Source organism: Methylobacterium currus, from assembly GCF_003058325.1.
In the GTDB taxonomy this organism is placed as follows: domain Bacteria; phylum Pseudomonadota; class Alphaproteobacteria; order Rhizobiales; family Beijerinckiaceae; genus Methylobacterium; species Methylobacterium currus.
In genome coordinates this window covers 6,108,691-6,131,416 of sequence record NZ_CP028843.1, presented here as the reverse complement: position 1 = coordinate 6,131,416, position 22,726 = coordinate 6,108,691, and the positions used below count along the sequence as shown (strand labels likewise).

Here is a 22,726-nt window from a genome sequence, read left to right as displayed (position 1 = left end):
GACGGGCCGCGCGTGGCTCGGGGCGTGCGGGATGCGCCGGGGCAGGACGCGGCCGCGGGGATGCGGGATGTTCGGTGGACACGGGGATGATCCTGTTCCGGAGCGTCTGGATGCGGGAGCCCGACCGTTCGGGCCGTCGCGGCGCGGCGGTGCGCGAAGGCTGCCGTGCATGCTCACGCACGGGGCGGCACCGCTCTCGGGCGTGCTCAGGAACGCGGTTTGGGAGGGGGGGCCTGCGGGGCTGCGGCCAAACTCGGCCCGATATGGTCCTGCCGAACGGGCAGGAGGACCGGAGCGACCGGGCCGCCATCGGCAGGCGGGGAGGGCAGGATCCCCGGCACGATCTTCGCGGCGCAGGCCGCCGCGAAGGGGCAGGCCTTGGTGTCGCGGCAGTCCGGGCCCGAGGGCTCGGGATCGCAGCACGACATGTCGTCGGGCATCGGCGCGACGTGTGGCGTCGTGACGCCACCTTGCTGAGCGACCATGCCCCGCTGAACGCCGTCGCCCACGAAGGCGCGCGCCTGCGCGGGGGCGACGGACGCCCCGGCGATCAGGCCGAGCACGGCGAGGGCCGTGAGCAGGCGCGCTATGGTGGATCGGATCGACATCCGCTCCCAAGATCCCACTGATCGGGGGCTTTGCCTAGCCCCGGACGCGCCGGGCTCGCGATGAGTCCGGCGAATACAAGTTCGCGGGTGCGGGCCCACGGGTTACAGCCGCTCCCGCAACGTGCCCGACGTTGATTAGAACGCGGGTCCACCCGAAGTGGTGCCGAGGTTCTGGGCCGCGGCGGGACGCTCGGGGAACTGGGCATTTCCGCGCGTGCTGCTCCTCAGGTCCCGTCCCTGGAGATCACGCCCCTCCCAAACGCGGCCGAGGCTGCCCGTCACCTCGGGCGCGGCTCCCGTTGGGCCTTCCAGGACGCTCCAGCCTGCCGAGGGAACGGCCTCGCCGGTCAGCCGCGGATGCGCCCAAGCGCCGCCCGTCATGATCGTGGAGGCCGCCAGGGCTGCAAGGATGTACTTCATCGAATGCTCCATCGTCGTTTGCGTATGCCTTCGAGGCGCCGCTACGAACGACTTCGGGACCCGCAGATCCTGGGTTACAGAGGACCGAGCCCTGCCTCCCCGGAGAGCCAAGGCTCTGTGGACGCCGAACCGAGCCTCGATTTCGACGTTGTCGGGTTTCCGGGCGTCGGGCATAATGGCCACCGTCCGAAACACGAGCGGCTCCGGAGGCATCCCGTGCGTCCCGAGGTAAACAGGGAAGTCGTGAACGACCGTGCCAAGCTGATGATCCATCGGCTGGTGGCGCGTCGGCTCGCGCGCGACCCGGGCATCCTCGATAGCGCCAAGATGGCCGTCATGCGGCTTGAGGCGGACTACCCCGAGCGCACCTTCGTCTCCGAGTGGCGCGAGATCCTTGGGCAGCCGCCGGGGACGATCCGGCAACTCCTCACCCGGCGGGACGAGGGTATGCAGCGGCTTCGGCTGTCCTCGCCGTTCCTGGAAGGGGAGGGCGTGTCGTTCGTGCGCGACCCGAACGTCCGGAAGCGGATCTGGCGCCTGGCACGTAAAGGCGCGGCCGCCCAACGCGCGGCGCATGCCGGCCGCCAAGGCTCCTCCGTTCCGGCGTGAGCCGTCCGATTGAGATCCGGACGGTCGCGGACCTGGAGCGCACAGCCCGTTCGCTGGCGTTGCACTTCAAGGCTCGCACCGTGGTGGTCGTCGGCAGCCAGGGCATCCTCGTGGGCTGGCCCGGCGCGCCGGTCACGATGTGCATGTCGCCCGAGATCGACGCCTATCCCGCCAACGCTCGGGCCTGGGAGGCAGCCCAGGACGACGACCTCGCGGAGGCATCCGAAGAGATCTCCGTGATCTTCGGCGAGGGCTCGCACTTCCACACGGCGCACGGTTTCTACATCGACGGCGTCGACGACCGCACCGCCCGCCTGCCGCCCTCGTGGCCCTCGCGCGCGGTGGTGCGGGAGGTGAGAGGCCACGGCACGGCGACCGTGACGGTGGTGGCCCCCGGCCCGGAGGACCTGATCGTTTCCAAGCTCGCCCGCCTCGCCGACAAGGACAGGGACTACATCGCGGCCTACCATCGGGCCCGGCCTCTCGACCTTGCCGTCATCCAGGCGCGCGTAGCGGAATGCGGGTTCGAGGAGGTTCTGGCACAGCGTGCGCTCGCCTTCCTCGCCGGCCTTCCCTCGCCTCCCGGGCGCGCGACCGCTGCACCCGTGCGGGCAGGGGCTGTCCTGCCACCCCATCCCGCGGGGACGCACTGCGCCTTCCTCATGGACGAGCGCCGTTCGGTTTCGGTCCGCGCCTGGAACGAGGCGGCCGGGCTCTACGATATCCTCGATAATCCTCTCGGCCCCGCGGTGGTGGCACAGGACGGGGCGAGCGCCTTCCTGATCGACGGGGAGGAGCTGACGCAGGAGGCGTGGGATGCACATCCGCGCGTCCGCGCCGCGCGACACGGTGACCTGTCCGGGTACCCACGGCCGAACTGGACGCCTCCGGGCTGACCCGCCCCTGAAGCGCGCGGCGGGCCGGGAGCGGTTCGCTTTTGCGTATGGGTGAGCCGACGGCCTTACCAGCGCAGCAGGCGAGGCCCGAGAAGCGCGCCCGCCAGCGTGCAGAGGGCAATCGTGCCGCCGTACCAGAGCGCGATGAAGGGCACGGTGTCGTCCATGCAGTGAATCGCGTAGCCCATCGCGCTCACACCTCCCGAAGCGAGCCCGACCAGGGCCCCGGCCCGGACGAGGTCCGTCGGCGCGCCGAACTTCCGGACCACCCACATCAGGGTCGCGAAGGGGACCACCGCGATCACCGGGATGGAGATGAGGCATTCGAGCCACATGTGGCCGGTGAGCATAGTCCCCCAGTGTGCCGCAGGCGCGTTGGCGAGGCTGAGGGCAGCGAGGACCATGACAGCCGCGAACGGCAGGGCCGCGATGCCGAGATGCACCCTCCTCTCGCCCCCTGGGCGAGCGATGCGACCGAGGTAACGCAGGGCCAGGCCACCGACGGCGAGGGCGAAGGCCAGCTTGGCCAGGAGGAAGGTCAGTGACTTGCCTTCACCCAAGTCAGGCCGGACGCCCAATGCGAGAAGGGCGAGGCAGAGCGCCCCGGCGGCCCCGATGGCGGCCCCGAGCGCGATCCGCCGCAGCATGCCAGGAGACTTGGCAGGCTCGCTGGCGAAGCTCGCGCCGAGCAAGCCGATGAGTTCGTCGGTCTTCATTCCCCTTTGCCTCCTGCCATGGCGGCCAACGCCTTCAACCCGCGGTGGACGCTGACCTTGATGGCCGATTCCGACATGCCGGAGCGCGCCGCGGCCTCGGCCACGCTCAGGCCTTCGACCTTCATGGCCCGGATCGCCTGCCGCATCTTGCCCGGAAGCTGACCGAGCAGACGCTCGACGTCGAGCGTGCTCTCTACGGCGGCGTGGTCGTCATGCGCGACCAGTTCGCCCGCGTCCTCCACGGGCACGTCGGCGAGCGAGGCGCGCGTGCGTCTCAGGTGGTCGATGAGCTTGTAGCGCGCGATCGCGTAAAGCCAGGGCGTGACCGGCTGGCCGACATCGTAGGTGTGCCGTCGCGTGTGGACCGCCATCAACGTTTCCTGGACGAGATCCTCCGCTTCCGGCGCCGCGCGTCCGGAGCGGGCGAGCTTACCCTTGAAGTAAGCCCTCAGGTGCGGCCCAAGCCGCTCCAGGAACAGGCGGTAGTCCGTCGCGCTTCCGGCCAGGCCGGACGACAGCAAGGCCCGCAACTCGTTTTCCTGACCGATCAAGACGCCTCTCTCGGCCGATCCGCGGAAGCCGCCACCGACCCGGTCACTGGACATGTCCTTGCGGCCCGCCCCGCGCCCGACACGAGCGTGCCCGCCCGGAATAAACGCCGCGGGCCGCGCAGCCGCCGCTCCGCCGCCTCCGGCAAACCCGCGACGAGACATGGCCGACCGGCGCGGCCGCGCTCGTCCGGCCGTCTCGCCTGAACCGAATGCCCACTAGGGACAATCCGTAGCGCATGAGCGGCCGGTTACAGTGCCCCGCGCGGAACGCCGCGAGAGAGGCCAGCGTCGCGATATACCCCCGGATCGTATTTAAGGCCAAGAGCGTTTCTTGAGCCTCCGAGCAAGGATGGAGATGACGAGATGCCTAGGTTGTTGCAGGTCGGATTGCTCATGGTCGCCACGGCCGGGTTCGGGTCCGCGGCAGGGCCAGCCCGCGCCCTCGACGAGGTCGGGATCGGCCATGCCGACCACCACGGCGCGGAGCGCCACGGCCACATCATCGAGCGCAGGGAGACGCATGGCCACCGTGGCGAGGCGGTCCATCGCGAGGAACATCATGAAGTCGTGCGCGAGGGCGGCCACCACGGCGAGGAGCGCCACTGACGGGGAACGCCGAAGCCGGGACTGACCGGGTCCCCCGTCGCCGGTTCTTTCCCGGCGGCGGGTGCCCGCGTAAACCGAGGAGCCTGTCGATCACCGATCCGCTCGCCTCCTGACCGGGCGGCGCGCTCTCTCCGGTCGTGCGGCGCGCCCGCGGCGTCGCGGCCGACCGCGGCGGTCGCCCGCCGAGGACAGGCGGGTGGCCGGCCGGCGGGCACCGACGCGCGGCCGAGTTCGGCATGGGACCGGGCCGCACAGAAAGGCGTGCCGACCGCGAACTTGGACCACTCCAACCGGGTTGTACCCCCGTAGGGTATAGAAGAGAGAGGCACGCATGAAGGTCGTGAGAACCGCGCTCGTTGCCATGGCGATCATGGCTCCCGGCGCGATGCCGTCGTTTGCCCAAGGCGGCCAGGGCGCGTCCATGTCGGACATGGACATGAAGAACATGGGCCCACTGCAGAAGGCCTCCATGGAGGCCATGGACAAGATGAACAAGGCGATGATGCAGGGGATGATGGATCCCGATCCCGACCTCGCCTGGATGAAAGGCATGGCGGCGCACCACCAGGGCGCGGTCGACATGTCCGAGGCCGCCATCAAGCACTCGAAGGACGAGACGGTCGTGAAGGAAGCCCGCAAGACGAAGGAGGAGAACGAGAAGAGCCTGCGCGAGATTCAGGCTAAGATCCGCAAGGAAAAATAGCCTTCGGCCGTCGGCTCGGCCTCGGACTGCAGACAGGCCAGGTCGGCACTTCGACGGCTGGGCTGCCGGACCGCCTGCCGCCGCCCGACGGCATCCGAGCAGGTCGAGATCAAGACGGACAGACGCGCCTCTCCCCGCCTCCGGAAGCGCCCACGGACGCGGCCGGAGGCGGGGAGAGGCCGGGTGGCGTCACGCGATCCCTTATCGCTCGGGCGCGCCCGCGCCCCGGCCGCTCGGCATCGGGCCCGGTCCCCGAGGCTCGGCCCTACTGAGACGCCGGATCACGTGGGATTGCGGCCGGGCAAATTGCCGTGTCATAGGCTCCTGCGAACTGCCTCACTTGGCGCGTCGGCGGTCCAAGGGCGTTCAACTCAAGAAGCGTCGCCGACGCTAGAGGAAAGACACTCCGCCGCCTCAAGCGTTACCGACGCTTTGCTTCGTTCTGGTCGCCTGCTTCGGCATCGGCTTGGCGCTCACCATGGTGTCGGCCGGGGTACTGGCGGCGTTGGGCGTCCGGCACGCCGCCTCGCGCTGGCCTGGGTTCGGTGCCTTCGCACACCGGGCCCCCTATGCCTCTGCCGTCCTGATCGTGCCGGTCGGCCTCTATACCGGCTGGCTCGGAGGGCAGGGTCGCCACCACGAGGCGACCACGCTCGCGGCCTGGCTCTACCGGCCGGTCGGTTTTCCCTGAGGCCGGCATGTTGAGCGTCCTCGCGAACCGCACCTACCGCCACCTGTTCGCCGCGCAGGTCATCGCCCTGATCGGCACAGGCCTGCTGACGATGGCCCTCGGTCTGCTGGCCTATCAGCTGGCCGGCGCGGAGGCCGGGGCGGTGCTGGGCACGGCGCTCGCCATCAAGATGGTGGCCTACGTGCTGGTGGCGCCCATCGCGAACGCCTTCACCGGGCAGTTGCCCCGCCGCGCCTTCCTGGTGGCGACCGACCTCGTCCGGGCCGGCGTCGCCCTGATCCTGCCCTTCGTCGGCCAGGTCTGGCAGGTCTACCTGCTGGTGTTCGTCCTGCAGGCGTGCTCGGCGGCCTTCACGCCGACCTTCCAGGCGACCATCCCGGACATCCTCCCGGACGAGCGTGACTACACCCAGGCGCTGTCGCTCTCGCGCCTCGCCTACGACCTGGAGAACCTGCTCAGTCCGACACTGGCCGCCTTGCTGCTGACGGTCATCGACTTCCACTGGCTGTTCGGCGGCACGGTCGTCGGATTCCTGTGTTCGGCCGTCCTGGTCGTCTCGGTGGCGCTCCCGTCCCCGACGCCGCCCGAGCGCCGGGCGGGGGTCTACGAGCGCACCACGCGCGGTCTGCGGATCTACCTCGCCACGCCGCGGCTGCGCGGGCTTCTCGCCCTGAACCTCGCGGTGGCGGCGGCCGGCTCCATGGTCATCGTCAACACGGTGGTGATCGTGCAGGCCCTCCTGCAACGGCCCCAGAACGACGTCGCGGTGGCGCTCGGGCTGTTCGGGGGCGGTTCGATGCTGGCGGCCCTGCTGCTGCCGCGGGTGCTCGACCGGCTGCCCGACCGCACGGTCATGCTCCCGGCGGCGGTGTTCCTCGGCGTCGTTCTGCTCGGCTTTGCCGCCACGACCTGGGGCGGCGTCATCGGCTGGCCTATGCTGCTGGCCGCCTGGCTGGCGCTCGGGATCGGCTACTCCGCCGCGCAGACCCCGACCGGACGGCTGCTCCGGCGCTCCGCGACGCCCGGCGACCGCCCGGCCGTGTTCGCCGCCCAGTTCGCGCTCTCGCACGTCGCCTGGCTCTTGACCTATCCACTTGCCGGTTGGCTCGGCGCGAAGGCGGGCATGCCGGTCACGCTGGCGGTGCTGGGCGCGCTGACCTTGGTCGCCATCGCCGCGGCGGCGGCGCTCTGGCCGGTTTCTGACCCGGACGTCGTCGAGCACGCGCACCCCGACCTCGACCCCGGCCATCCGCACCTGGACGGTGTCGGGACGCGCCGGCATGCCCACGCCTTCGTCATCGACGACCTGCACCAACGCTGGCCCGCGGCCCGGCCGGGTTGACGCTGGCGGCACGCCTGCTCGCGCTCGCGTTGGTCGTGGCCTGCGGACCGGCAGGAACGGTTGAGTGCGTCGGCTTCCTCAGGATGCACGGCATGCTGCGGCAGGCGCAGGCCCAGTGCACCTTCGAACGCTTCAACCCCGAGATCGTGGACACGGCACGGCGCTGCTACGAGCATCTCGGTGCCGGGACGGGGGCCCCGGCCATGCGTGCCGGCGCGGCCGAGTTCGACCGGATGGCGGACCTGCGGGGCGTCCGCGCCGCCTGTGCCCTGATCGAGCGGCATTTCCCGATGGCGGTGCGGTGAGGCGGGGCAAGAGGCCGTCGGACGCCCCGGGACGCGGGGCTCGTCGCCAAGCTCCGCCCAGAGCGATTTGTTGCCGTCCCCGCGACCGAGGGTCGGCCCGACGGGGGAGGGGGAACCGCGCCGCTTCCGAAGGACTCGAACTCGGGCGAGGTTGCCTCCAGAGCTGGTCTCGCGACGTCCCAGGCTGCCGTGACGCGGCACATCGAGTCTCGAAGGCGGCGGGCTGGGGAGGCCATCACCCTGAGCGAAGCGCTTGGCGAAACGGCGTTCGGCCGGCTCCGCACGTGCGGCGGCACGCCGGGACGGCGTCTGCCCTTTATATCTGAGCTGCCACGACGGTCCGGCCGCGAACGCGTGCGCGTTCCGGGCCGTGAGAACGGGGAGGAGGCCGCAACGCTGGGCCGGGCTCCCCGACGCGGTTCCCGAAGCCATCCCTGGGACCGCAGGCCAAGAGATTGCGACCGCCTGCAACCTTCCCGCGTCGGGCCCGAACTCATTCGAGGAAGCGTCGAGCTTCTTAAGGATGGGAAACGTAGCCATGATCCGCGCCGCCATTCTGAGCGCCGCCTTGATGTCCGAGATACCGGATCAGGCGATTGCGAGCGCCTGGGACAACGTCCCCCCGTCGTGGCGGGCTGAACGGTATCGAAACTCGCGCCCCGCGTTCGGTTCGCCGGACGCCATACTGACGACGGAATCGATCCGGCCGGCGCCCCCACGTGTCTTGATCGAGCGTCCCCGGCCAGCCGGCGCTCAGCGTTGAGACGCGGTGGCAGGGTCTGGATCGCGGCTCGTTCGGTGCCTGGTCCGTGTCCGGCAGGCGCTGCGCCCGTCACGGAATTGCCCCCCCCGGAACGCCACGGGGACACGCGTCCGAGTATCACGGCCCGACGCGTGCTTGCGCCCTTCCGGGAAGACTTGAAGTGCCAACCTGGCGGCCTGCGGGGGAGGGCGGCGCCACGAGCGCCGCTGCACATACGTCGGCGGTGCGCGCATGGGCATGCCCGGCTCAGCGTGTCAAATTGCTTCGAAGATCAGCCCCTCTTTCGCGTCCAAGGTTAGCCCCCTTGCTGTCGGATCTGAGCGCGGCTCGGGCCGTGCTACGTCGTCCGTCAGGTCTTCACGAAGCGATGCACGCTGTCGTGAGCGCCCTCGTAGCCGCGCCCGCGCAACTCCTCGAAAAGGCGCTGGGTCGAGCGCCGCTCGCGCCGGGGCAGCCTGGCTTCCGCTTCCAGGATCGCCGTCAGGACCGCCACGAAGGTGCCGAGCTTGGGCTGCGGCTGGACTTCGCGTTTGTAGGCGAAGACGGTGGCGTTCGAGCGCAGCACCTTGCGCACCGTATCGCGCGCGATGCCCAGCTCGCGGGCGATGCGCTTGATACCTTTGCCGTTTTGATGGTGCTCGAACCGGATCCGCGCGATCGTGTCCACACCCGTCATCCTTTGTCCCTCCGGCCCTCGGCCAGAGAGGTCCATCGCCAGGGACGAGGGGGCTAGGATTGGACGCGATAATCGCCCCTCAGGGGGCTAACATTGCAGGCGATCTCACAGCTCAGCGGACCGGTGCCATCGGTTTTGGGACCCCGTCGTCACCGAGGGGGAACGAGGGCCTCGGCGGGCCGGACCGGGGCGCCGGCTCACCTTGATGCCCTGGCGGCAGCCTCACCGACGCGAGCTCGGCGAGACCATGAACAATCGCAAGTTCCGCGGGGACTTCCAAACCATGCACCGCCAGGCAAGCACTGCCATAGCCTCCGGCCGAAGTCCCGACGGCCGATATCCGCCGCGTGCGGGGACGGCCTGTGACCGAATTCCAACAGCGCCGAGCGCCGACGCCGCTTCATCTTAAATCAAAGTGTTCGTGCATTGCCGGGCAAGTCCATTTGTGCGACGACTCCTCCGGGTTTGAAGGGTCTCTGGGTCCTTGGCAGTTCTTCGCGCAATGTTGCTCGCGGTGCTGGCGATGGCCGTGGCCATCGCCCCGGCGGCGCCGTGCACGATGCAGCGCCACGCCGCGGCCGACCACGCCGCCGTCGACCAGGCCCCCGCCGACCCGCACGCCCAGCATCGGCCCGCAGCCGGCCCCGCCGACGCGCCCGCGGCAGCGAGCGGCCAGGCGGACGGCGCGGACGTCCCCGAGTGCCACCGGCTCGCCTCGGCCGGCCAGCACCACCCGGACCCGCACGGCCACCACACGCGGCCGGCCGGCTGCGTGGCCACCTGCTGCCCCCTGGCCTGCCAGGCGGCCCTGCCGGACGCGCCCTGGTCGGGCACGGCGCTGGTCCTGCGCCCCTCCGAGCCCATCGGCCTGGCCCAGGAGGACGGCGTCGCCCAGCCGCGTCCCCTGCGCATCGAGCGGCCCCCCAGGCACCGCGCCTGACCGCGGCGGGCCAGACGCCCGCCCCCTCCCGCCGCTCCCGGCCGCGCCCTGACCAGGATCCTGCCTGCGCAGGCCGCGCCCGGCCCGGCCGGCTCAGCCGCGCCTGCCCGCGCCCCCTCCCTGTCCGCCGGTCCGCGCCCCTGAGCGCGGCCGCCAGCCCCCGTTCGGGATCCGAAGCGATGCTCACCTTCCTCAGGCCGGCCGTGGCGCTCACGGCCTTGCCGCTCGCGGCCTGCGTGCCCACCGCCGCGCCGGACTGGCTGGTTGCCCCGGCCAACCCCGCCGCCGCCGTGCGCGCGCCGCGCTACTCCGCGGTCACCGCGGGCGTGACGCGCTACGACGTGGTCGATCCCAAGGACTGGCGCGAGCTCAACCGCGCCGTGACACCGAGGTCCGGCTCGGGCGGCATGGAGGGCATGGACCACTCCCGCATGCCCAGCATGACCATGCCCGGCATGGGCGGCAAGCGCGACACGGGAGGGCGGTGATGCGCGAGCCCTGTAACCAAACCCCGCCCGCCCACGGACTCACCCCCAAAGGGAACCCACGGATGACCGCGCCTCAGTCTCGCGGGTCCGGTGCGTGCCGGGTCGCCGCAGCGTCGCCCGGCCGTCGCGCCCGGACCGCCGCCCTCCTGGTAACGGTCGGGGTGACGCTTGGCGGCTGCGTGGGCTTCTCGGCCGACGGTGGTCTTGGCCCGGCGCACGGCTACGCCGCCCTGGAGCTGCGGAAGGACATCGTGAAGGTGTCCGACGAGACAGCGGCAATCGGCGCCGCGGCCCGTGCGGAGCAATTGCTGCGGCGCCCGCTCACGCCCGACAGCGCGGTACAGGTCGCCCTCCTGAAGAACCGCGCCCTGCAGGCGTCCTTCAACGACCTCGGCGTGTCGGAAGCCGAGTTCGTCCAGGCGACGTTGCCGCCGGTCCCGCGGCTCTCCCTCAGCCGGACCGGGGGCGACTTCACCCTGGAGGTCGAGCGCTCGCTCACCGCGAGCCTCATCGAGCTCCTGACGCTGCCGGTCCGCATCCCCATCGCGCGGAACCGTTTCAGGGCGGAGCAGTACCGCGCGGTCGGGCAGGTCCTGCGCCTCGCCGGCGAGGCGCGGCGCCAGTTCTATCGCACGGTGTCGGCGAACCAGTCCGTCGCCTACCTGGAGCAGGCGCTCGCGAGCGCCGGCTCCGCCTCCACCCTGGCCAAGCAGCTCGGCGAGACGGGCGCGTTGAACAAGCTGGAGCAGGCGCGCGAGCACGCCTTCTACAGCGAGCTCGGGGCGCAGCTCGCCAAGGCGCGCGTCCTGCAGCGGGTCGAGCGCGAGAAGCTGATCCGCCTGCTCGGCCTGTGGGGGCGCGAGATCGACTTCAAGCTGCCGAACGGCTTGCCGTCGCTGCCCGGTCGGCTGGTGAGCGGCACCCAGATCGAGGCCGAGGCGATCAAGAAGCGCGCGGACATCCAGACGGCGCGCTTCGAACTCCAGTCGCTCGCGGGCCAGTACGGCCTCAACCAAGTCAGCGGCTTCATCAACGTGCTCGATATCGGCTACTCCGACCGTTACGAGCGCTCGAAGGCGTTCGAGCTGAACGAGCAGGGCGGCTTCAACGTCACGCGCGACAAGAGCTTCGGCCGCGGCTACACCGTCGACTTGGTCATCCCGATCTACGACTTCGGGACGACGGTGGTGCGCGGAGCGCGGGAGGCTTATCTCGGCGCCGCCCATCGCCTCGCGGAGAAGGCGGTCAACGCCCGTTCGGAGGTCCGCGAGGCCTACCAGCGCTACCGCGGCCAATACGACATCACCCGGCACTACCAGGGCAGCGTGCTGCCGCTGCGCAAGACGATCCAGGACCAGGCGTTGCTGCAGTACAGCGGCATGCTGATCGACGTCACCACGCTGATCATCGACGCCCGCTCGCGGATCCTGAGCAATATCCAGGCCATCGAGGCCCAACGCGACTTCTGGATCGCGGCGACCGACCTCAGGGCGGCCGTCATCGGCGGCGGCTTCACCGGCGAAGGCTTCGGGGGCGAGTCGGCCGGAGCCGAGGCGGTGGCCGGCGGCGGAGGCGAAACCCTCGCGGCCGCCACGCCCGGCGGCTGATGCCGCTCCCCCCACGAGACCCATGGAGAAACCGATGACTGACATCTCGCGAAGGGGACTGCTGGGCGCCGGGGGGCTCGTCCTCGCAGGAACGTCCATGATCAGCGGCCGCACGCAGGCCGCCGGCCTGCCCGAGGCTCCCTCGATGGACAAGGCGACGACGCAGCCGCCGCTCGTGCCGACCACTGGGGTGGACTACCAGCCGGTGGTGACGCTCAACGGCTGGACGCTGCCCTGGCGCATGCGCGGGGACTGGAAGGAGTTCCATCTCGTGGCCGAGCCGGTCGTGCGCGAGATGGCCCCCGGGATGAAGGCGCATCTCTGGGGCTATAACGGGCAGTCTCCCGGGCCAACCATCGAGGCGGTAGAGGGCGACAAGGTGCGCATCTTCGTCACCAACAAGCTGCCGGAGGCGACCGCCGTCCACTGGCACGGCCAGACCCTGCCCAACGGGATGGACGGGGTGGCGGGCCTGAACCAGCCCGGCATTCCGCCGGGCAAGACGTTCGTCTACGAGTTCATCCTGAGGCGCTCGGGCACCTTCATGTACCACCCGCACTCGGACGAGATGGTCCAGATGGCGATGGGCATGATGGGCTTCTTCGTCGTGCATCCGCGCGATCCCGCCGAGCGGCGGGTCGACCGCGACTTCGTCTGGCTCCTGAACGCCTACGACATCGAGGCCGGGTCCTACGTGCCCAAGGTCAACACGATGCTCGACATGAACATGTGGTGCTTCAACAGCCGGGTCTGGCCGGGCATCGAACCCATGGTCGCGCGCCAGGGCGACAAGGTGCGGATGCGCTTCGGCAACCTGACCATGACCAACCACCCGATCCACGTCCACGGCGTCGACTTCAAGGTCACGGGCACCGACGGCGGCTGGATCCCGCCCGAGCGCCAGTGGTTCGAGGTCTCCGCGGACGTCGCGGTCGGCCAGATGCGGGCCATCGAGTTCAACGCCGACAACCTGGGGGACTGGGCGGTCCACTGCCACAAGTCGCACCACACCATGAACGCCATGGGCCACTCGGTGCGCACCTACATCGGCGTGAACCTGAAGAGCACGGCGAAGCGCATCCAGAGGATCGCGCCCGGCTACATGCCGATGGGCTCGACCGGCATGGGCTCCATGGCCGAGATGGAGATGCCGCTCCCCGAGAACACGCTGCCGATGATGACCGGCGCCGGCCCGTTCGGATCGGTCGAGATGGGCGGCATGTTCACCGTGCTGAAGGTCCGCCCCGACGTGGCGCCCGGCGACTACAGGGACCCCGGTTGGTACCAGCACCCGGAGGGCACGCTGGCCTACGAGTGGACGGGCGAGCCCCTACCCGAACCCAGCCGCGATCCGAACACCCCCCGGGGCAAGCGCGCCCGCGAGACGGACCTGCGCGTGGTCGACCCGCGCAAGCGCCGGACGGCCTCCAACTCGGGCGGTCACGGAAACCACTGACCCGGCGATGCCGGATGTCATCCGAGCTTCCGCCGGAACGGCGCCCCGATGCGGGCGCGGACCGGCGGACGAATTCGGGTGGACCTAGTCCGCCCGAAAGCCGCTGCGCGGGCACCATCGCCCCCTGAACAAGTGCCCGTGCAGCGGCACAGCGACCATCAGGAGAATACGATGAGGAAGGTACCTCCCTTCGCCCTTGCCGCGCTGCTGGCCCTGGCGAGTCCGGCCTGGGCGCAATCGGTCAAGGCCACGGTCACGAAGGTCGACGAGGCGTCCGGCAAGGTCACGCTGGACCACGAGCGCATCCCGAAGCTCGACATGGACGCCATGACCATGGCCTACAAGGTCAAGGACCCGGCGATGATCAAGGACCTGAAGTCCGGGGACAAGGTCGAGTTCGACGTCGACGAAGCCGGCGGCCAGTACACCGTCACCAAGATCCAAAAAGCCAAGTAGCGCCTCGAACGGGCCCGCCGCGCGGACACGCCCGATCCCGCGCGGCGGCCCCATGCCGCGGAGGAAGTCACATGCGACGTTTATCCCTGTTCGCCGCCGCCATGGCCGTGGCGCTCGCCGGCCCGGTATCGGGGGCGGCTTGGGCGCAACCTGCCAAGGGTGCCCCGGCCGCCCTGGAGCGCGTGCGCGAGGTCATGGCCGACCGCTTCAGGAACCTCAAGCTGACCGGCGACCCCGACCGGGACTTCGCCGAGCTCCTGATCGCGAGCTACGAGCAGTCCCTCTTCCTTGCCAAGGCGCAGCTCGACTACGGCGGCGACCGGCAGCTGCGCGAGACCGCGCAGAAGATCCAGGACGAGCAGCAGCAGAAGATCGACGCCCTTAAGGAATGGCAGGTCCGGAACCGACAGTCGGACTACCGGCCGCAGCCGAACCAGACGCCGTCCGGCCAGGGTCCGTTGGACCGCCAGGCCCAGGCGGGGGGCTCGGCCCAGCCCGCGTCGCCGTCGCCCGCTCCGGCGTCCCCCGCCAAGCCCGTCGCCAACACGCCTCTCGTGAGCGGGACCGTCCAGAAGGTCGACGAGGCCTCTGGCAAGGTCACGCTGGACCACGAGCGCATCCCGAACATCGACATGGACGCCATGACCATGGCCTACCGGGTCGCCGACCCCGCCATCCTGAAGGGGGTGAAGGCCGGTGACCGGGTCCGGTTCTCCGCCGACCGGGTGAACGGGCAGCTTGCCATCACGCGCATCCAGAAGGCGCGGTGAGAAGACCAATCCGACGAGAGCGCGCTCATCCCAGGTCGGCCGACGGCGCCCCCGCACCTGACGCGTGGGCGGCCCGGCTCGAAACCGGTCACTCAGGACACCTCCATGCGAACCGCCAAGATCGTCTTCCTCACGTTGCTCTCGGCCGGCATCCTGGCGACGGTCGCCGCCGCGGCCGTGGTCTACGCGGGCGTCTTCAACGTCGCCGCCACGGAGCCTCACTGGGCCCTGACCACGTGGGTGTTGGACACGGCACGGGTGCGCTCGATCCGAGCCCATGCGGCCGGCCTGCTGCCTCCGCCGGGCTACGACGAGCAGACCAGGTTGGTGCCGGCCGTCGGACACTTCGCCGAGCACTGCGCCACGTGCCATGGCGGACCGGGCGCCAAGCGCAGCGAGGTGGCCGAGGGCATGTATCCCGAACCGCCTAACCTCAAGGGTGCGGCGGGGCGCTACAGCCCGGGCGAGCTGTTCTGGATCCTGAAGAACGGGATCAAGATGAGCGGCATGCCGTCGATGGCGAGCGACGGGGACGAGATGCTCTGGTCGACGGTCGCGCTGCTGCGGAAGCTGCCGGACCTGTCCGACGACGACTACAACGACCTGTGGATGCAGGCGCAGGCAGCCGGCGACCACGGCAGCATGAATCATGGTACCGCCGGCATGGACGGCACGAAGCCGGCTGACCTACCCTCGACTGCGTCGCAGCCGGACGGGGGCCCAGGCCACAAGCACAGCCATTGAAGGCCGCGGCCCGCGACGCGGTCGCCGACAGGGCCTTCACACCGGCCCGGCGGCGCATTGGAGGCCCGTCCGTCGTCCCCCGAACCAAGCCGTCGCGGCATACGCGTCCAGACGGCATGGGCGGCAGGATCGGACGCTTGCCGTCAGCCGCTCCGACCCTGCGGCCTTCGGCGGCGAAGGTCGCGCGGAATGGCACGCGGCCAGATGAACACAAGACCGCACGGAGACTTGCAATGAAGACCCACGCGATACCGTTGATTCTCGCCCTCAGCCTCGCATCCGGTTCTGCCCTCGCCCATGGCGAGCCGCCCCAGGCCGTGCACGGCGGCCTCGTGCAGGAGGCCCAGGAGCTCTGGCTGGAACTCGTGGTGAAGGACACCGACGTGACGGTCTACATCCTGGACGAGATGCGCAAGCCCGTTCCGGCAGCGCAGGTCTCAGGCACCGCAACGGTGCTCGTCGGCGGCAAGAGCTACAAGGTCGCCCTCAGCCCGGCCGGGGCCAACAGCGTGCAGGGCAAGCTGCCCGTCGCGGCGACCGGCCAGGTCGTGGCCACGGTGTCGCTCAAGGTCGGCGGCAAGGCCGCCTCCGCGCGGTTCACGAACAAGGCTTGAGCGGCCGGGTTCACGAACCGGCGGCCGGGACGGTGACTGTCGGCGCCGCGGCTCGCTTGTCAGGCGGGCCAGTTCGCCGGCCGTCCCAGGAAGCCGCGGCCCGGCATGCCGCGAAGCCATGCCACGAAAGCGTCCACCCGGTCGGGTGCGAATTGGTTCCGGTGACCGTAGAAGCGCGGAAGGCCCCGTCCTTCAGGGCGGGGATGGATAGCGCCGGCCGCGACAGAAGCCTGCCCGGGCACCGATCCAATCCCCTTGCCTTCGTTCCGCATTCGTTCTATCCTCGGCCTGTGCTTCGCGTCCAGGCATACCGATTCGTCCTCCGGCCCGACGGCGCGCAGGAACGGCTCATGCGCCGCTCCTGCGGCGCGCGCCGCTACGTCTTCAACAGGGCCCTCGCCCTGCGGAAGGAAAGGTACGCCGCCGGCGGGAAGCACCTCTCCTACGCCAACCTCTGCAAGCACCTCACCGCCTGCAAGGCCGAACCCGACACTTCCTGGCTCAAGGAGGTGCACAGCCAGGTTCTGCAGCAGGCGCTCAAGGACCTCGACCGCGCCTACCGCAACTTCTTCGAGGGACGGGCCGAGTTCCCCAAGTTCAAGAGGAAGGGCAAGAACGACGCCTTCCGCCACCCGCAGAAGGTCGAGCTCGACCAGCCGAACGGGCGCATCCGCATGCCCAAGCTCGGCTGGATGCGCTGCCGCGCCTCCCGCGCCGTCGAGGGCGGGGTCGGGCAGGTCACCGTCTCGCTGAAGGCCGGCAAGTGGCACGTCTCGGTCCAGACCGAGCGCGAGGTCGAGCGGCCGGTCCACCCGTCGACGACGCTTGTCGGCATCGACGTCGGCGTGACGCGCTTCGCCACGCTGTCCGACGGCACCGTCATCGAGCCGGCGAACGCGTTCCGCAAGGCCGAGGCGTCGCTCGCCAAGGCGCAGCGGGCGATGGCCCGCAAGATCAGGTTCAGCAGCAACTGGAGGAAGGCGAAGGCGAAGGTACAACGGGTCCAGGCACGCATCGCCCGCATCCGCTCCGACTTCCTGCACAAGGCCTCGACGACCGTCAGCAAGAACCACGCGGTGGTCTGCGTCGAGGACCTGGACGTGCGGGCGATGACGGCGAGCGCGGCCGGGACGGTCGAGGAGCCGGGCGTGAACGTCCGGCAGAAGGCGGAACTGAACAAGGCCATTCTGGACCAGGGCTGGGGCGAGTTCCGCCGGCAGGTCGGGTACAAGCAGGAGTGGCTCGGCGGCTGGTTGCTGCCGGTGCCGGCTCCGAACACGAGCCGGACGTGCCCCGAGTGCGGGCACGTGGCGGCGGGGAACCGCCCGAGCCAGGCCGTGTTCCGGTGCGTGGCGTGCGGCCATGCGGGGAATGCGGACGACGTGGCGTCGATCAACATCGCAAGGGCGGGGCACGCCCGGTTAGCCTGCGGAGATGCTTCGCCCGTTCGGGCGTCGGCCCAGGAACCCACCGAGGCGGGCCCGGCCCTGGCGGCCTGACACGCGGTAGGAATCCCCGTCCTTCAGGGCGGGGAGGATGTCAACTTGAGTGTGATCTCGGTCTATCGCCATCGCGAAGGTTTGCGCGGCAAAGGGGGGGCGGCTTGGACGCAGCGGTTCGTGCGCGATTGCTCGCCTCCATGGAGGCGGGGCGCCTCGTCATACTCTGCGGTGCCGGCCTGTCGATGGCGCCGCCGAGTTCACTACCGTCGGCATGGTCCGTGGCCGCCAGTTGCTACGACCGGTACGTTATGAGCATCGACCCCGCGTGCCCGCCGGAGTTGCGCGGCGACCTGGAAGCCTTGGCGGAGATCTTCGCGAGGGACGACACCCTCGGCTCGGTCTTCATCGAGGCCCTCGTTCCCTGGGAGAGCTTCGTCAGGCCGCCGAACGCCGGCCACGCGGCGGTGGCGGACTTCCTGATCACGCGCATGGCTGCCGGCGCCGTCTCGGCAAATTACGACAACCTGATCGAGCGTCGCGCGCAGGATTACGGGTTCGACCTCGCCGCCTCGCTCGACGGCGACGAGGCGACCGTGCGGGCCCGTAAGCACGCGCCCTTGCTCAAGTTCCATGGCTGCTCGGTGCGCGAGCGCCGCGCCACGGTCTGGACGGCCTCCCAGCTCACCGAGGACGGCGTGGTCGCCGCGCGCATCGCCAAGACCAAGACCTGGATGGCGGCGAACCTGCGCGAGAAGGACCTGCTCGTCGTCGGCTTCTGGTCGGACTGGTCCTACCTCAATGCCGTTCTCGCCGAGGCGATGACGGGCGTCGCGCCGCTGTCGGTGACCTTGGTCGACCTCGCGGGCGAGGACGTCCTGCAGGCCAAGGCCCCCGAACTCTGGACGTTGGCCAATTCGGGGAACGTCCGCTTCGCGCATGTCAGGCGCTCGGGGGCCGAGGTCCTGGACGAACTTCGCAGGGCGTTCTCCCAGGGTTACCTCCGCAAGGTGCTGCACGCCGGACGCGCCGCGTTGGAGAGGGAAACGGGAGCGGCGTGCGAGCCGACCTGGCTTGATCCGCCCGATCTGGGCAGCGAGGACCTCTACGGCCTTCGCCGGGACGCCGAGGGGGTGCCGGCCACCGCCGCCGCAACCTTGCGCAACCCCGGCCACTCCGAGGTCTTGGGCTACGCGCACCTGTTGCTGCGCCGCGCCGGCGCCGTCCAGACATCCATAGGCTATGATCTCGCGGGCCGTCGTGTCAGGGTCGTGAACGGTTCGGGCACGCTGCTCCAGACGACGCAGGACCGGTTCAGGGAAACGCCGTTCGACGTCGCCGACGTCGTGGTCTGCGCCGGAGCCATCGACGTCGGCCTGCCTGTGAACCTCGTGCGGGAGGGCCGTCCGGGCGACATCATCCGGCCGGGCGCATCAGCGGCGTGGCTCGACCTTCCCGCCGCACGCCAGGAGCTCGGTGTGTGATGGACATCGCGACCCAATCCGAAGTGCTGCTCCGCTCGGCCGGCTACGAGACATGGACCTGGCCGGGCGGCAGCGTGCCGGTCGTCTGCTTCGAGAACGCCTCCGTCGCCGGGTTCCTGCACGTCTTCGGGACCGGCGAGAGCCTGCTCGCCGACTGGCGGCAAGTCCAGCAGGCCACGCTCGGCCGACATGCGGCCGCACTGCGCTCCGCGGGCGCGAAGGCCTGGAACGTCTACGCCTTGTTCCTGGCCAGCGATTCCGACCCCGTCCTCGCGCGGCAGATCGAGCGGATCGAGGAGGACTTCTCCATGACCCGCAAGATCGCGCGCGGCGACCTGCGCACGGCCGCCGACCTGCGCAGGTCGCTGTTGCCCCTGCTGCCGGTGCTCAGCGCGCCCGCGATCGGCGGCGCCGACTACCGGGCGCGGTTGCGGGCGCGGTTGAGCGACGTCCCGGACGCCGCGGTGGCCGCCTTCCTGGGCGCCGCGAGCGCTCCCGACGTGGCGCGCATCCTGGTGGATGCGCCATGAGGCTCGACTACCTCGAACTGTGCGGCTTCCGGGGCTTCCGGGAGCGCCAACGCGTGGATTTCGGCCCCGGCTTCACCGTCATCTGCGGCCGCAACGGCGTCGGGAAGAGCACGCTGTGCGACGCGGTCGAGTTCGCCCTCACGGGCCAGATCGACAAGTACCTCGTCGACAAAGCGGCGAAGGAAAGCCTCGACGACTATGTCTGGTGGCGCGGCGAAGGGCAGCCGGAGGCGCATTTCGTCACGGTGGGATTCCGTGCCGATGACGGGAGCGGCTTTGCCGTGACGCGCTCGCGCGAGACCGGCGCCGACCGGGACGCGGCGCGCATCGAGGCGATGCTCTGCGTTCCGGGCGCGAAGCCGGAGCGGGCGCTGCAGCAGGTCTGCAGGACCTCCATCATCCGCGACGAATGGATCGCGGCGCTCAGCCTCGACCTCACGGAAACGCAGCGCTTCGAGCTCGTGCGCGCGGCGCTGGGTGCCATCGAAGGTCCGGATTACGCCGCCAAGGCGCGAGAGGTCCTGTCCGCCGCCGAGGGCACGCACAATGCCGCCGCGCACGCCTACGAGGAGGCGCGCGCGCGCCTGACGGCGGCGTTGACCGACCTGGAGGAAACCCGGGACGTCGCCCTGAAGGCCGGCGACATCGCCGCGGCCCTGTCCAGCCTGGATGGGCTGACGGCGGCCGGCGGCCAGGACTTGGGGAGCCGGGTCTCGGCGGCGCGGCAGGCGCTGGCCGGCCGCCGGCTGGGCCTCGGCGAGATGGGCCGGGTCGCGGACGAGGTTCGCGCGGTGACCGCGTTGCGCGACACGGTCGCGGGCCCCGACTTCCGGGCGGGCCGGGACGCGGCGGCGGTGGCGGCGGCCGAGGCCGAGGCCGCGGTCCGGGAGGCCCGCCACGCGCTGGAGGCCGCCGAGGCGCGCCTTCGCCGGGAGCAGGAGACCGACGCGCTCGCCGCGTCGCTGGCCATCCTGGTCGACCATGGCAGCCGGGTCGGGCTTCATGACGACCGCTGCCCGCTCTGTCGCGCGCCGCAAGGCGCCTCCGAATTCGAGACAGGGCTCGCGGCTGCGCGCGAGCGGCTCGCCGCCCGGCACTCGGGGGTGCCGGAGGCGCGCGCCGAGCTCGCGGCGGCCCGGACCCGGCACGAGGCCGCGGCCGAGATCCTGCGGGAGACCGAGGCAGCGGTCCTCCGGTTCGCGTCCGCCGAGGCCGAGCTGTCGGCCCGCGAAGAGGCGCTGTCGGCCGAGCTCGTGCGACGCTCGCTGGACGGGAAGCTCGCGCACGACGCCGGCGCCCTCGACGCGGCCGTGCAGGCCGAACGGAGTCGGTTGATCGACCTGGAGCGGAGCATCCTCACCTTGGAGGCCTCGCAAGCGGTGGAACGCGTGACGGATCTCGAAGCGCACGTCGAAGCGCTCCGGGTGGAGGCCGACGCCGCGGGGGACCGGCTCGCGCGGGTCCGGACGGCCGTGACCACCGCCCGGACGCTGGACCGTACCGTCCGCAGGACGAATGCCGAGATCATCGACGAGCGCCTCGCGGTCATCAGCCCGCTGCTGAACGAGCTGTACCAACGGCTACGCCCGCATTCCGAGTGGCGCACCATCGATTACGGCATCCGCGGCGACGTGAAGCGCTTCCTGAGCCTGAGGGTCGGCAACGGGCTGAACCCGCAATTCGTCTTCAGCAGCGGGCAGAGGCGCGCAGCCGGCCTGGCCTTCCTCCTCTCCGTGCACCTATCCCGACCGTGGTGCACCTGGCGGACGCTCATGCTCGACGACCCGGTTCAGCACATCGACGATTTCCGGGCCCTGCACCTTGTCGAGGTGCTCTCCGCCCTGCAGCGGTCGGGTCGGCAGATCGTCTGTGCCGTCGAGGACCCCTCGCTGGCCGAGTTGCTGTGCCGGCGCCTGATCAGCGAGCCCATGGCCCCCGGCCGGCGTCACGACCTGGATCTGGTTTCCGGGGGCGGGGCCTCGGTCACGCGCTCAACGGACATTGCACCGGCGATGGCGGGCGTGCTCGGGAGGACCAGGGACCTGAGTGCGGCTGGCTGAATCGGCGCGGGTGTCAGCCAGAGCGTCGCGGCCTATCTTGCCGGGGCGTGCTCGCCTCGGCCCAACGGCGTCGAGGACGTCCGGCGGGACAGGACGGCGTGTTCTATCCCTTCCCAGGGGGCTCGGCTCACGATGGTTGCCCCCGTCCGACCAAGCCCGCGGCGCCGGCGAGCCCGTCCCGGCCGTGCGCGGGAGCGTCCGGGCCGGCCGATCTCAACCCGCGACGTCGGGCCAAGACCGCGGCGGCCGGGAGACGAAGGCGGGCCGGGATTCGGTCGCCCGCCGCCATGCGTCCACGAAGACACCGAGATGCGGGCGCGCCAAGCGTTCGGCTCCCAGGTACCAGATCAGGCCGTCCACGGCCGCGTCGTGGGCCTCCGGGCTGGTCTTTCCGGTGAGGTGCGCCCAGCGCAGGTACAGCACGAAGAGGTTCAGGCAGTCGGTCTCGCAGTAGGCCCGCACGCGCCCGATCTCGCCGCGGGCGACCATGGCGGCGACCTGCGAGCCGTGCTCGCCCAGCTTCCCGGGCAGGGCCACGAGCCCGGCGGCCTCCTCCAGGGTCAGGCGCGCGCAGGCCCCGTACTCGGCCATCGCCTCCATCAAGTCCGCATGCCAGTCCACGGCGTAGCGGCGGCCGTAGCCGTCTCACTTGGTCCCCCTCCTGTACCAGGAGGGCACCGCGATACCGTGCATCAACGAGCGCAGCAGGAGCGTGGGGAGGTCGAAGCTGCGGCCGTTCCAGGTCACGACCCTGTAGCGGCCGGCCGCGAAGAACTTCCAGAAGGCCCGCAGCAGGCGCTCCTCGTCCCATCCTGGCTCGCCCCCGCTCCGGCACGACCGGATCTGGTATGCCTCGGTCCCGGTCGCCGCGTCGCGGGCGATGGCCGCCTCGACGAAGGAGACCGCGATCACCTTGTGCCAGGCCGCCTTCGGGAACCTGTCGGACGGCCAATCCGCCGGGACCTTCTCCTCGTCGGGCACCGTCTCGATATCGAGGACGAGCAACGCCTGGTGGAGGCCGACAGGCTCCGCGGCGCCGGCCCACGCCTCCGGCCAGGCCGGACGGTGTCTCCGCGGGGTCGCGGGGGCTTGGCCGTCGAGCGACGTCGCGCCCGCAGCGGGGCCGACCGTGCCGCCCGATGTTGGGGTGCCACGGCGCGCGGTCACGTTCGCGATGGACCTCAGGGACATGTTCGAGACCTCACAGGGTTCGCGCCGCGGCGCGGATGCTACTCCGAGGCATTGCCACCAC

Annotated in this window: 22 protein-coding genes and 3 pseudogenes; 18 read left to right on the top strand and 7 right to left on the bottom strand. The window is 70.7% G+C overall.

The genetic code is table 11. The annotated features are described in order from the left end of the window. Positions 1 to 206 precede the first annotated feature (206 nt). Together DA075_RS28190 and DA075_RS28185 are read right to left on the bottom strand one after the other, a co-directional pair. A complete protein-coding gene (locus DA075_RS28190; protein WP_099956029.1) occupies positions 207 to 608 on the bottom strand; it encodes a hypothetical protein in 402 nt (133 codons plus the stop codon). Between the two features lie 135 nt (positions 609 to 743). Further along, on the bottom strand, positions 744 to 1,028 hold the full coding sequence (locus DA075_RS28185) for a hypothetical protein (RefSeq protein WP_060850918.1): 285 nt from the start codon (positions 1,026 to 1,028) through the stop codon (positions 744 to 746). Between the two features lie 117 nt (positions 1,029 to 1,145). Here DA075_RS28185 and DA075_RS28180 point away from each other — a divergent pair, with 117 nt between their 5' ends. Next, a complete protein-coding gene (locus tag DA075_RS28180; protein ID WP_123834464.1) occupies positions 1,146 to 1,637 on the top strand; it encodes a hypothetical protein in 492 nt (163 codons plus the stop codon). Further along, a complete protein-coding gene (locus DA075_RS37790) occupies positions 1,634 to 2,533 on the top strand; it encodes a DUF6036 family nucleotidyltransferase (RefSeq protein WP_244533648.1) in 900 nt (299 codons plus the stop codon). Before DA075_RS28180 ends, DA075_RS37790 begins: the two co-directional genes overlap by 4 nt. Positions 2,534 to 2,598: 65 nt before the next feature. Here DA075_RS37790 and DA075_RS28165 read toward each other — a convergent pair whose 3' ends face one another. The 3 genes from DA075_RS28165 to DA075_RS37215 all read right to left on the bottom strand — a co-directional run bounded on the left by DA075_RS28165 (position 2,599) and on the right by DA075_RS37215 (position 4,403). Further along, positions 2,599 to 3,249 carry an NrsF family protein gene (locus tag DA075_RS28165; protein ID WP_099956028.1) on the bottom strand — a complete coding sequence of 217 codons (651 nt, stop codon included), beginning with the start codon at positions 3,247 to 3,249 and terminating at the stop codon, positions 2,599 to 2,601. Next, complete coding sequence (locus DA075_RS28160; protein ID WP_099956027.1) at positions 3,246 to 3,854, bottom strand: sigma-70 family RNA polymerase sigma factor; 609 nt, start codon at positions 3,852 to 3,854, stop codon at positions 3,246 to 3,248. Before DA075_RS28160 ends, DA075_RS28165 begins: the two co-directional genes overlap by 4 nt. A gap of 258 nt (positions 3,855 to 4,112) precedes the next feature. Next, entirely contained in the window at positions 4,113 to 4,403 is a 291-nt protein-coding gene (locus DA075_RS37215) for a hypothetical protein (RefSeq protein WP_082742923.1), read from the bottom strand. Positions 4,404 to 4,737: 334 nt separating this feature from the next. On the opposite strand from DA075_RS37215, the gene DA075_RS28150 reads away from it, so the two are divergent. From DA075_RS28150 to DA075_RS28135, 4 genes and pseudogenes are all read left to right on the top strand, one after another. Next, a complete protein-coding gene (locus DA075_RS28150) occupies positions 4,738 to 5,109 on the top strand; it encodes a DUF305 domain-containing protein (protein ID WP_060850413.1) in 372 nt (123 codons plus the stop codon). A gap of 427 nt (positions 5,110 to 5,536) precedes the next feature. After that, positions 5,537 to 5,800: pseudogene (locus DA075_RS28145) on the top strand (nickel/cobalt efflux protein RcnA); the annotation flags it as partial. A 7-nt stretch (positions 5,801 to 5,807) separates the two neighbouring features. Then, a complete protein-coding gene (locus DA075_RS28140; RefSeq protein WP_099956026.1) occupies positions 5,808 to 7,142 on the top strand; it encodes an MFS transporter in 1,335 nt (444 codons plus the stop codon). A gap of 92 nt (positions 7,143 to 7,234) precedes the next feature. Continuing rightward, positions 7,235 to 7,447: a hypothetical protein gene (locus tag DA075_RS28135; protein ID WP_244936403.1), complete on the top strand. Its 213-nt coding sequence runs from the start codon at positions 7,235 to 7,237 to the stop codon at positions 7,445 to 7,447. Positions 7,448 to 8,562: 1,115 nt separating this feature from the next. Here DA075_RS28135 and DA075_RS28130 read toward each other — a convergent pair. Further along, positions 8,563 to 8,886: pseudogene (locus DA075_RS28130) on the bottom strand (IS21 family transposase); the annotation flags it as partial. A 484-nt stretch (positions 8,887 to 9,370) separates the two neighbouring features. Between DA075_RS28130 and DA075_RS28125 the strand changes: the two are divergent. From DA075_RS28125 to DA075_RS28065, 12 genes are all read left to right on the top strand, one after another. Further along, positions 9,371 to 9,826, top strand: a complete 456-nt coding sequence (locus DA075_RS28125; RefSeq protein ID WP_099901528.1) for a hypothetical protein — start codon at positions 9,371 to 9,373, stop codon at positions 9,824 to 9,826. A gap of 179 nt (positions 9,827 to 10,005) precedes the next feature. After that, positions 10,006 to 10,314: a hypothetical protein gene (locus DA075_RS28120; protein ID WP_099956024.1), complete on the top strand. Its 309-nt coding sequence runs from the start codon at positions 10,006 to 10,008 to the stop codon at positions 10,312 to 10,314. Then, positions 10,314 to 11,921 (top strand): TolC family protein, encoded by a 1,608-nt coding sequence (locus DA075_RS28115; protein WP_099956023.1) that lies wholly within the window; start codon positions 10,314 to 10,316, stop codon positions 11,919 to 11,921. The genes DA075_RS28120 and DA075_RS28115 overlap by 1 nt, the downstream gene beginning before the upstream one ends. A gap of 34 nt (positions 11,922 to 11,955) precedes the next feature. Further along, the gene (locus DA075_RS28110) at positions 11,956 to 13,377 is read left to right on the top strand and encodes a multicopper oxidase family protein (protein ID WP_091891621.1); all 1,422 of its coding nucleotides are present in this window, start codon (positions 11,956 to 11,958) and stop codon (positions 13,375 to 13,377) included. 171 nt (positions 13,378 to 13,548) lie between these two features. After that, complete coding sequence (locus DA075_RS28105) at positions 13,549 to 13,833, top strand: copper-binding protein (RefSeq protein ID WP_091891596.1); 285 nt, start codon at positions 13,549 to 13,551, stop codon at positions 13,831 to 13,833. Between the two features lie 71 nt (positions 13,834 to 13,904). Beyond that, positions 13,905 to 14,603 carry a copper-binding protein gene (locus DA075_RS28100; RefSeq protein ID WP_091891599.1) on the top strand — a complete coding sequence of 233 codons (699 nt, stop codon included), beginning with the start codon at positions 13,905 to 13,907 and terminating at the stop codon, positions 14,601 to 14,603. 105 nt (positions 14,604 to 14,708) lie between these two features. Continuing rightward, positions 14,709 to 15,347 carry a c-type cytochrome gene (locus DA075_RS28095; protein ID WP_091891602.1) on the top strand — a complete coding sequence of 213 codons (639 nt, stop codon included), beginning with the start codon at positions 14,709 to 14,711 and terminating at the stop codon, positions 15,345 to 15,347. 233 nt (positions 15,348 to 15,580) lie between these two features. Further along, on the top strand, positions 15,581 to 15,961 hold the full coding sequence (locus DA075_RS28090) for a hypothetical protein (RefSeq protein ID WP_060850403.1): 381 nt from the start codon (positions 15,581 to 15,583) through the stop codon (positions 15,959 to 15,961). A 203-nt stretch (positions 15,962 to 16,164) separates the two neighbouring features. Beyond that, the gene (locus DA075_RS28080; RefSeq protein ID WP_099956022.1) at positions 16,165 to 17,460 is read left to right on the top strand and encodes an RNA-guided endonuclease InsQ/TnpB family protein; all 1,296 of its coding nucleotides are present in this window, start codon (positions 16,165 to 16,167) and stop codon (positions 17,458 to 17,460) included. Positions 17,461 to 17,711: 251 nt separating this feature from the next. Next, positions 17,712 to 18,884, top strand: coding sequence for an SIR2 family protein (locus DA075_RS28075; protein ID WP_236012695.1), 1,173 nt, complete (start codon positions 17,712 to 17,714; stop codon positions 18,882 to 18,884). After that, positions 18,884 to 19,414, top strand: coding sequence for a hypothetical protein (locus DA075_RS28070; protein ID WP_099956021.1), 531 nt, complete (start codon positions 18,884 to 18,886; stop codon positions 19,412 to 19,414). The genes DA075_RS28075 and DA075_RS28070 overlap by 1 nt, the downstream gene beginning before the upstream one ends. After that, entirely contained in the window at positions 19,411 to 21,474 is a 2,064-nt protein-coding gene (locus tag DA075_RS28065; RefSeq protein ID WP_099956020.1) for an ATP-binding protein, read from the top strand. The genes DA075_RS28070 and DA075_RS28065 overlap by 4 nt, the downstream gene beginning before the upstream one ends. 213 nt (positions 21,475 to 21,687) lie before the next feature. Here DA075_RS28065 and DA075_RS28060 read toward each other — a convergent pair. Next, positions 21,688 to 22,665 (bottom strand): annotated as a pseudogene (locus tag DA075_RS28060) (3'-5' exonuclease). Between the last annotated feature and the right edge of the window lie 61 nt (positions 22,666 to 22,726).

What these genes read in the sequence shown, in the direction of transcription:
- DA075_RS28075 (WP_236012695.1), top strand. Translation starts at nt 17,712, where the DNA reads ATGAGCATCGACCCCGCGTGCCCGCCGGAGTTGCGCGGCGACCTGGAA.
- DA075_RS28090 (WP_060850403.1), top strand. Translation starts at nt 15,581, where the DNA reads ATGAAGACCCACGCGATACCGTTGATTCTCGCCCTCAGCCTCGCATCC.
- DA075_RS28165 (WP_099956028.1), bottom strand. Translation starts at nt 3,249, where the DNA reads ATGAAGACCGACGAACTCATCGGCTTGCTCGGCGCGAGCTTCGCCAGC.
- DA075_RS28070 (WP_099956021.1), top strand. Translation starts at nt 18,884, where the DNA reads ATGGACATCGCGACCCAATCCGAAGTGCTGCTCCGCTCGGCCGGCTAC.
- DA075_RS28120 (WP_099956024.1), top strand. Translation starts at nt 10,006, where the DNA reads ATGCTCACCTTCCTCAGGCCGGCCGTGGCGCTCACGGCCTTGCCGCTC.
- DA075_RS28150 (WP_060850413.1), top strand. Translation starts at nt 4,738, where the DNA reads ATGAAGGTCGTGAGAACCGCGCTCGTTGCCATGGCGATCATGGCTCCC.
- DA075_RS28095 (WP_091891602.1), top strand. Translation starts at nt 14,709, where the DNA reads ATGCGAACCGCCAAGATCGTCTTCCTCACGTTGCTCTCGGCCGGCATC.
- DA075_RS28135 (WP_244936403.1), top strand. Translation starts at nt 7,235, where the DNA reads ATGCTGCGGCAGGCGCAGGCCCAGTGCACCTTCGAACGCTTCAACCCC.
- DA075_RS28100 (WP_091891599.1), top strand. Translation starts at nt 13,905, where the DNA reads ATGCGACGTTTATCCCTGTTCGCCGCCGCCATGGCCGTGGCGCTCGCC.
- DA075_RS28190 (WP_099956029.1), bottom strand. Translation starts at nt 608, where the DNA reads ATGTCGATCCGATCCACCATAGCGCGCCTGCTCACGGCCCTCGCCGTG.
- DA075_RS28140 (WP_099956026.1), top strand. Translation starts at nt 5,808, where the DNA reads ATGTTGAGCGTCCTCGCGAACCGCACCTACCGCCACCTGTTCGCCGCG.
- DA075_RS28185 (WP_060850918.1), bottom strand. Translation starts at nt 1,028, where the DNA reads ATGAAGTACATCCTTGCAGCCCTGGCGGCCTCCACGATCATGACGGGC.
- DA075_RS28160 (WP_099956027.1), bottom strand. Translation starts at nt 3,854, where the DNA reads ATGTCCAGTGACCGGGTCGGTGGCGGCTTCCGCGGATCGGCCGAGAGA.
- DA075_RS28115 (WP_099956023.1), top strand. Translation starts at nt 10,314, where the DNA reads ATGCGCGAGCCCTGTAACCAAACCCCGCCCGCCCACGGACTCACCCCC.
- DA075_RS28080 (WP_099956022.1), top strand. Translation starts at nt 16,165, where the DNA reads ATGGATAGCGCCGGCCGCGACAGAAGCCTGCCCGGGCACCGATCCAAT.
- DA075_RS28105 (WP_091891596.1), top strand. Translation starts at nt 13,549, where the DNA reads ATGAGGAAGGTACCTCCCTTCGCCCTTGCCGCGCTGCTGGCCCTGGCG.
- DA075_RS28065 (WP_099956020.1), top strand. Translation starts at nt 19,411, where the DNA reads ATGAGGCTCGACTACCTCGAACTGTGCGGCTTCCGGGGCTTCCGGGAG.
- DA075_RS28110 (WP_091891621.1), top strand. Translation starts at nt 11,956, where the DNA reads ATGACTGACATCTCGCGAAGGGGACTGCTGGGCGCCGGGGGGCTCGTC.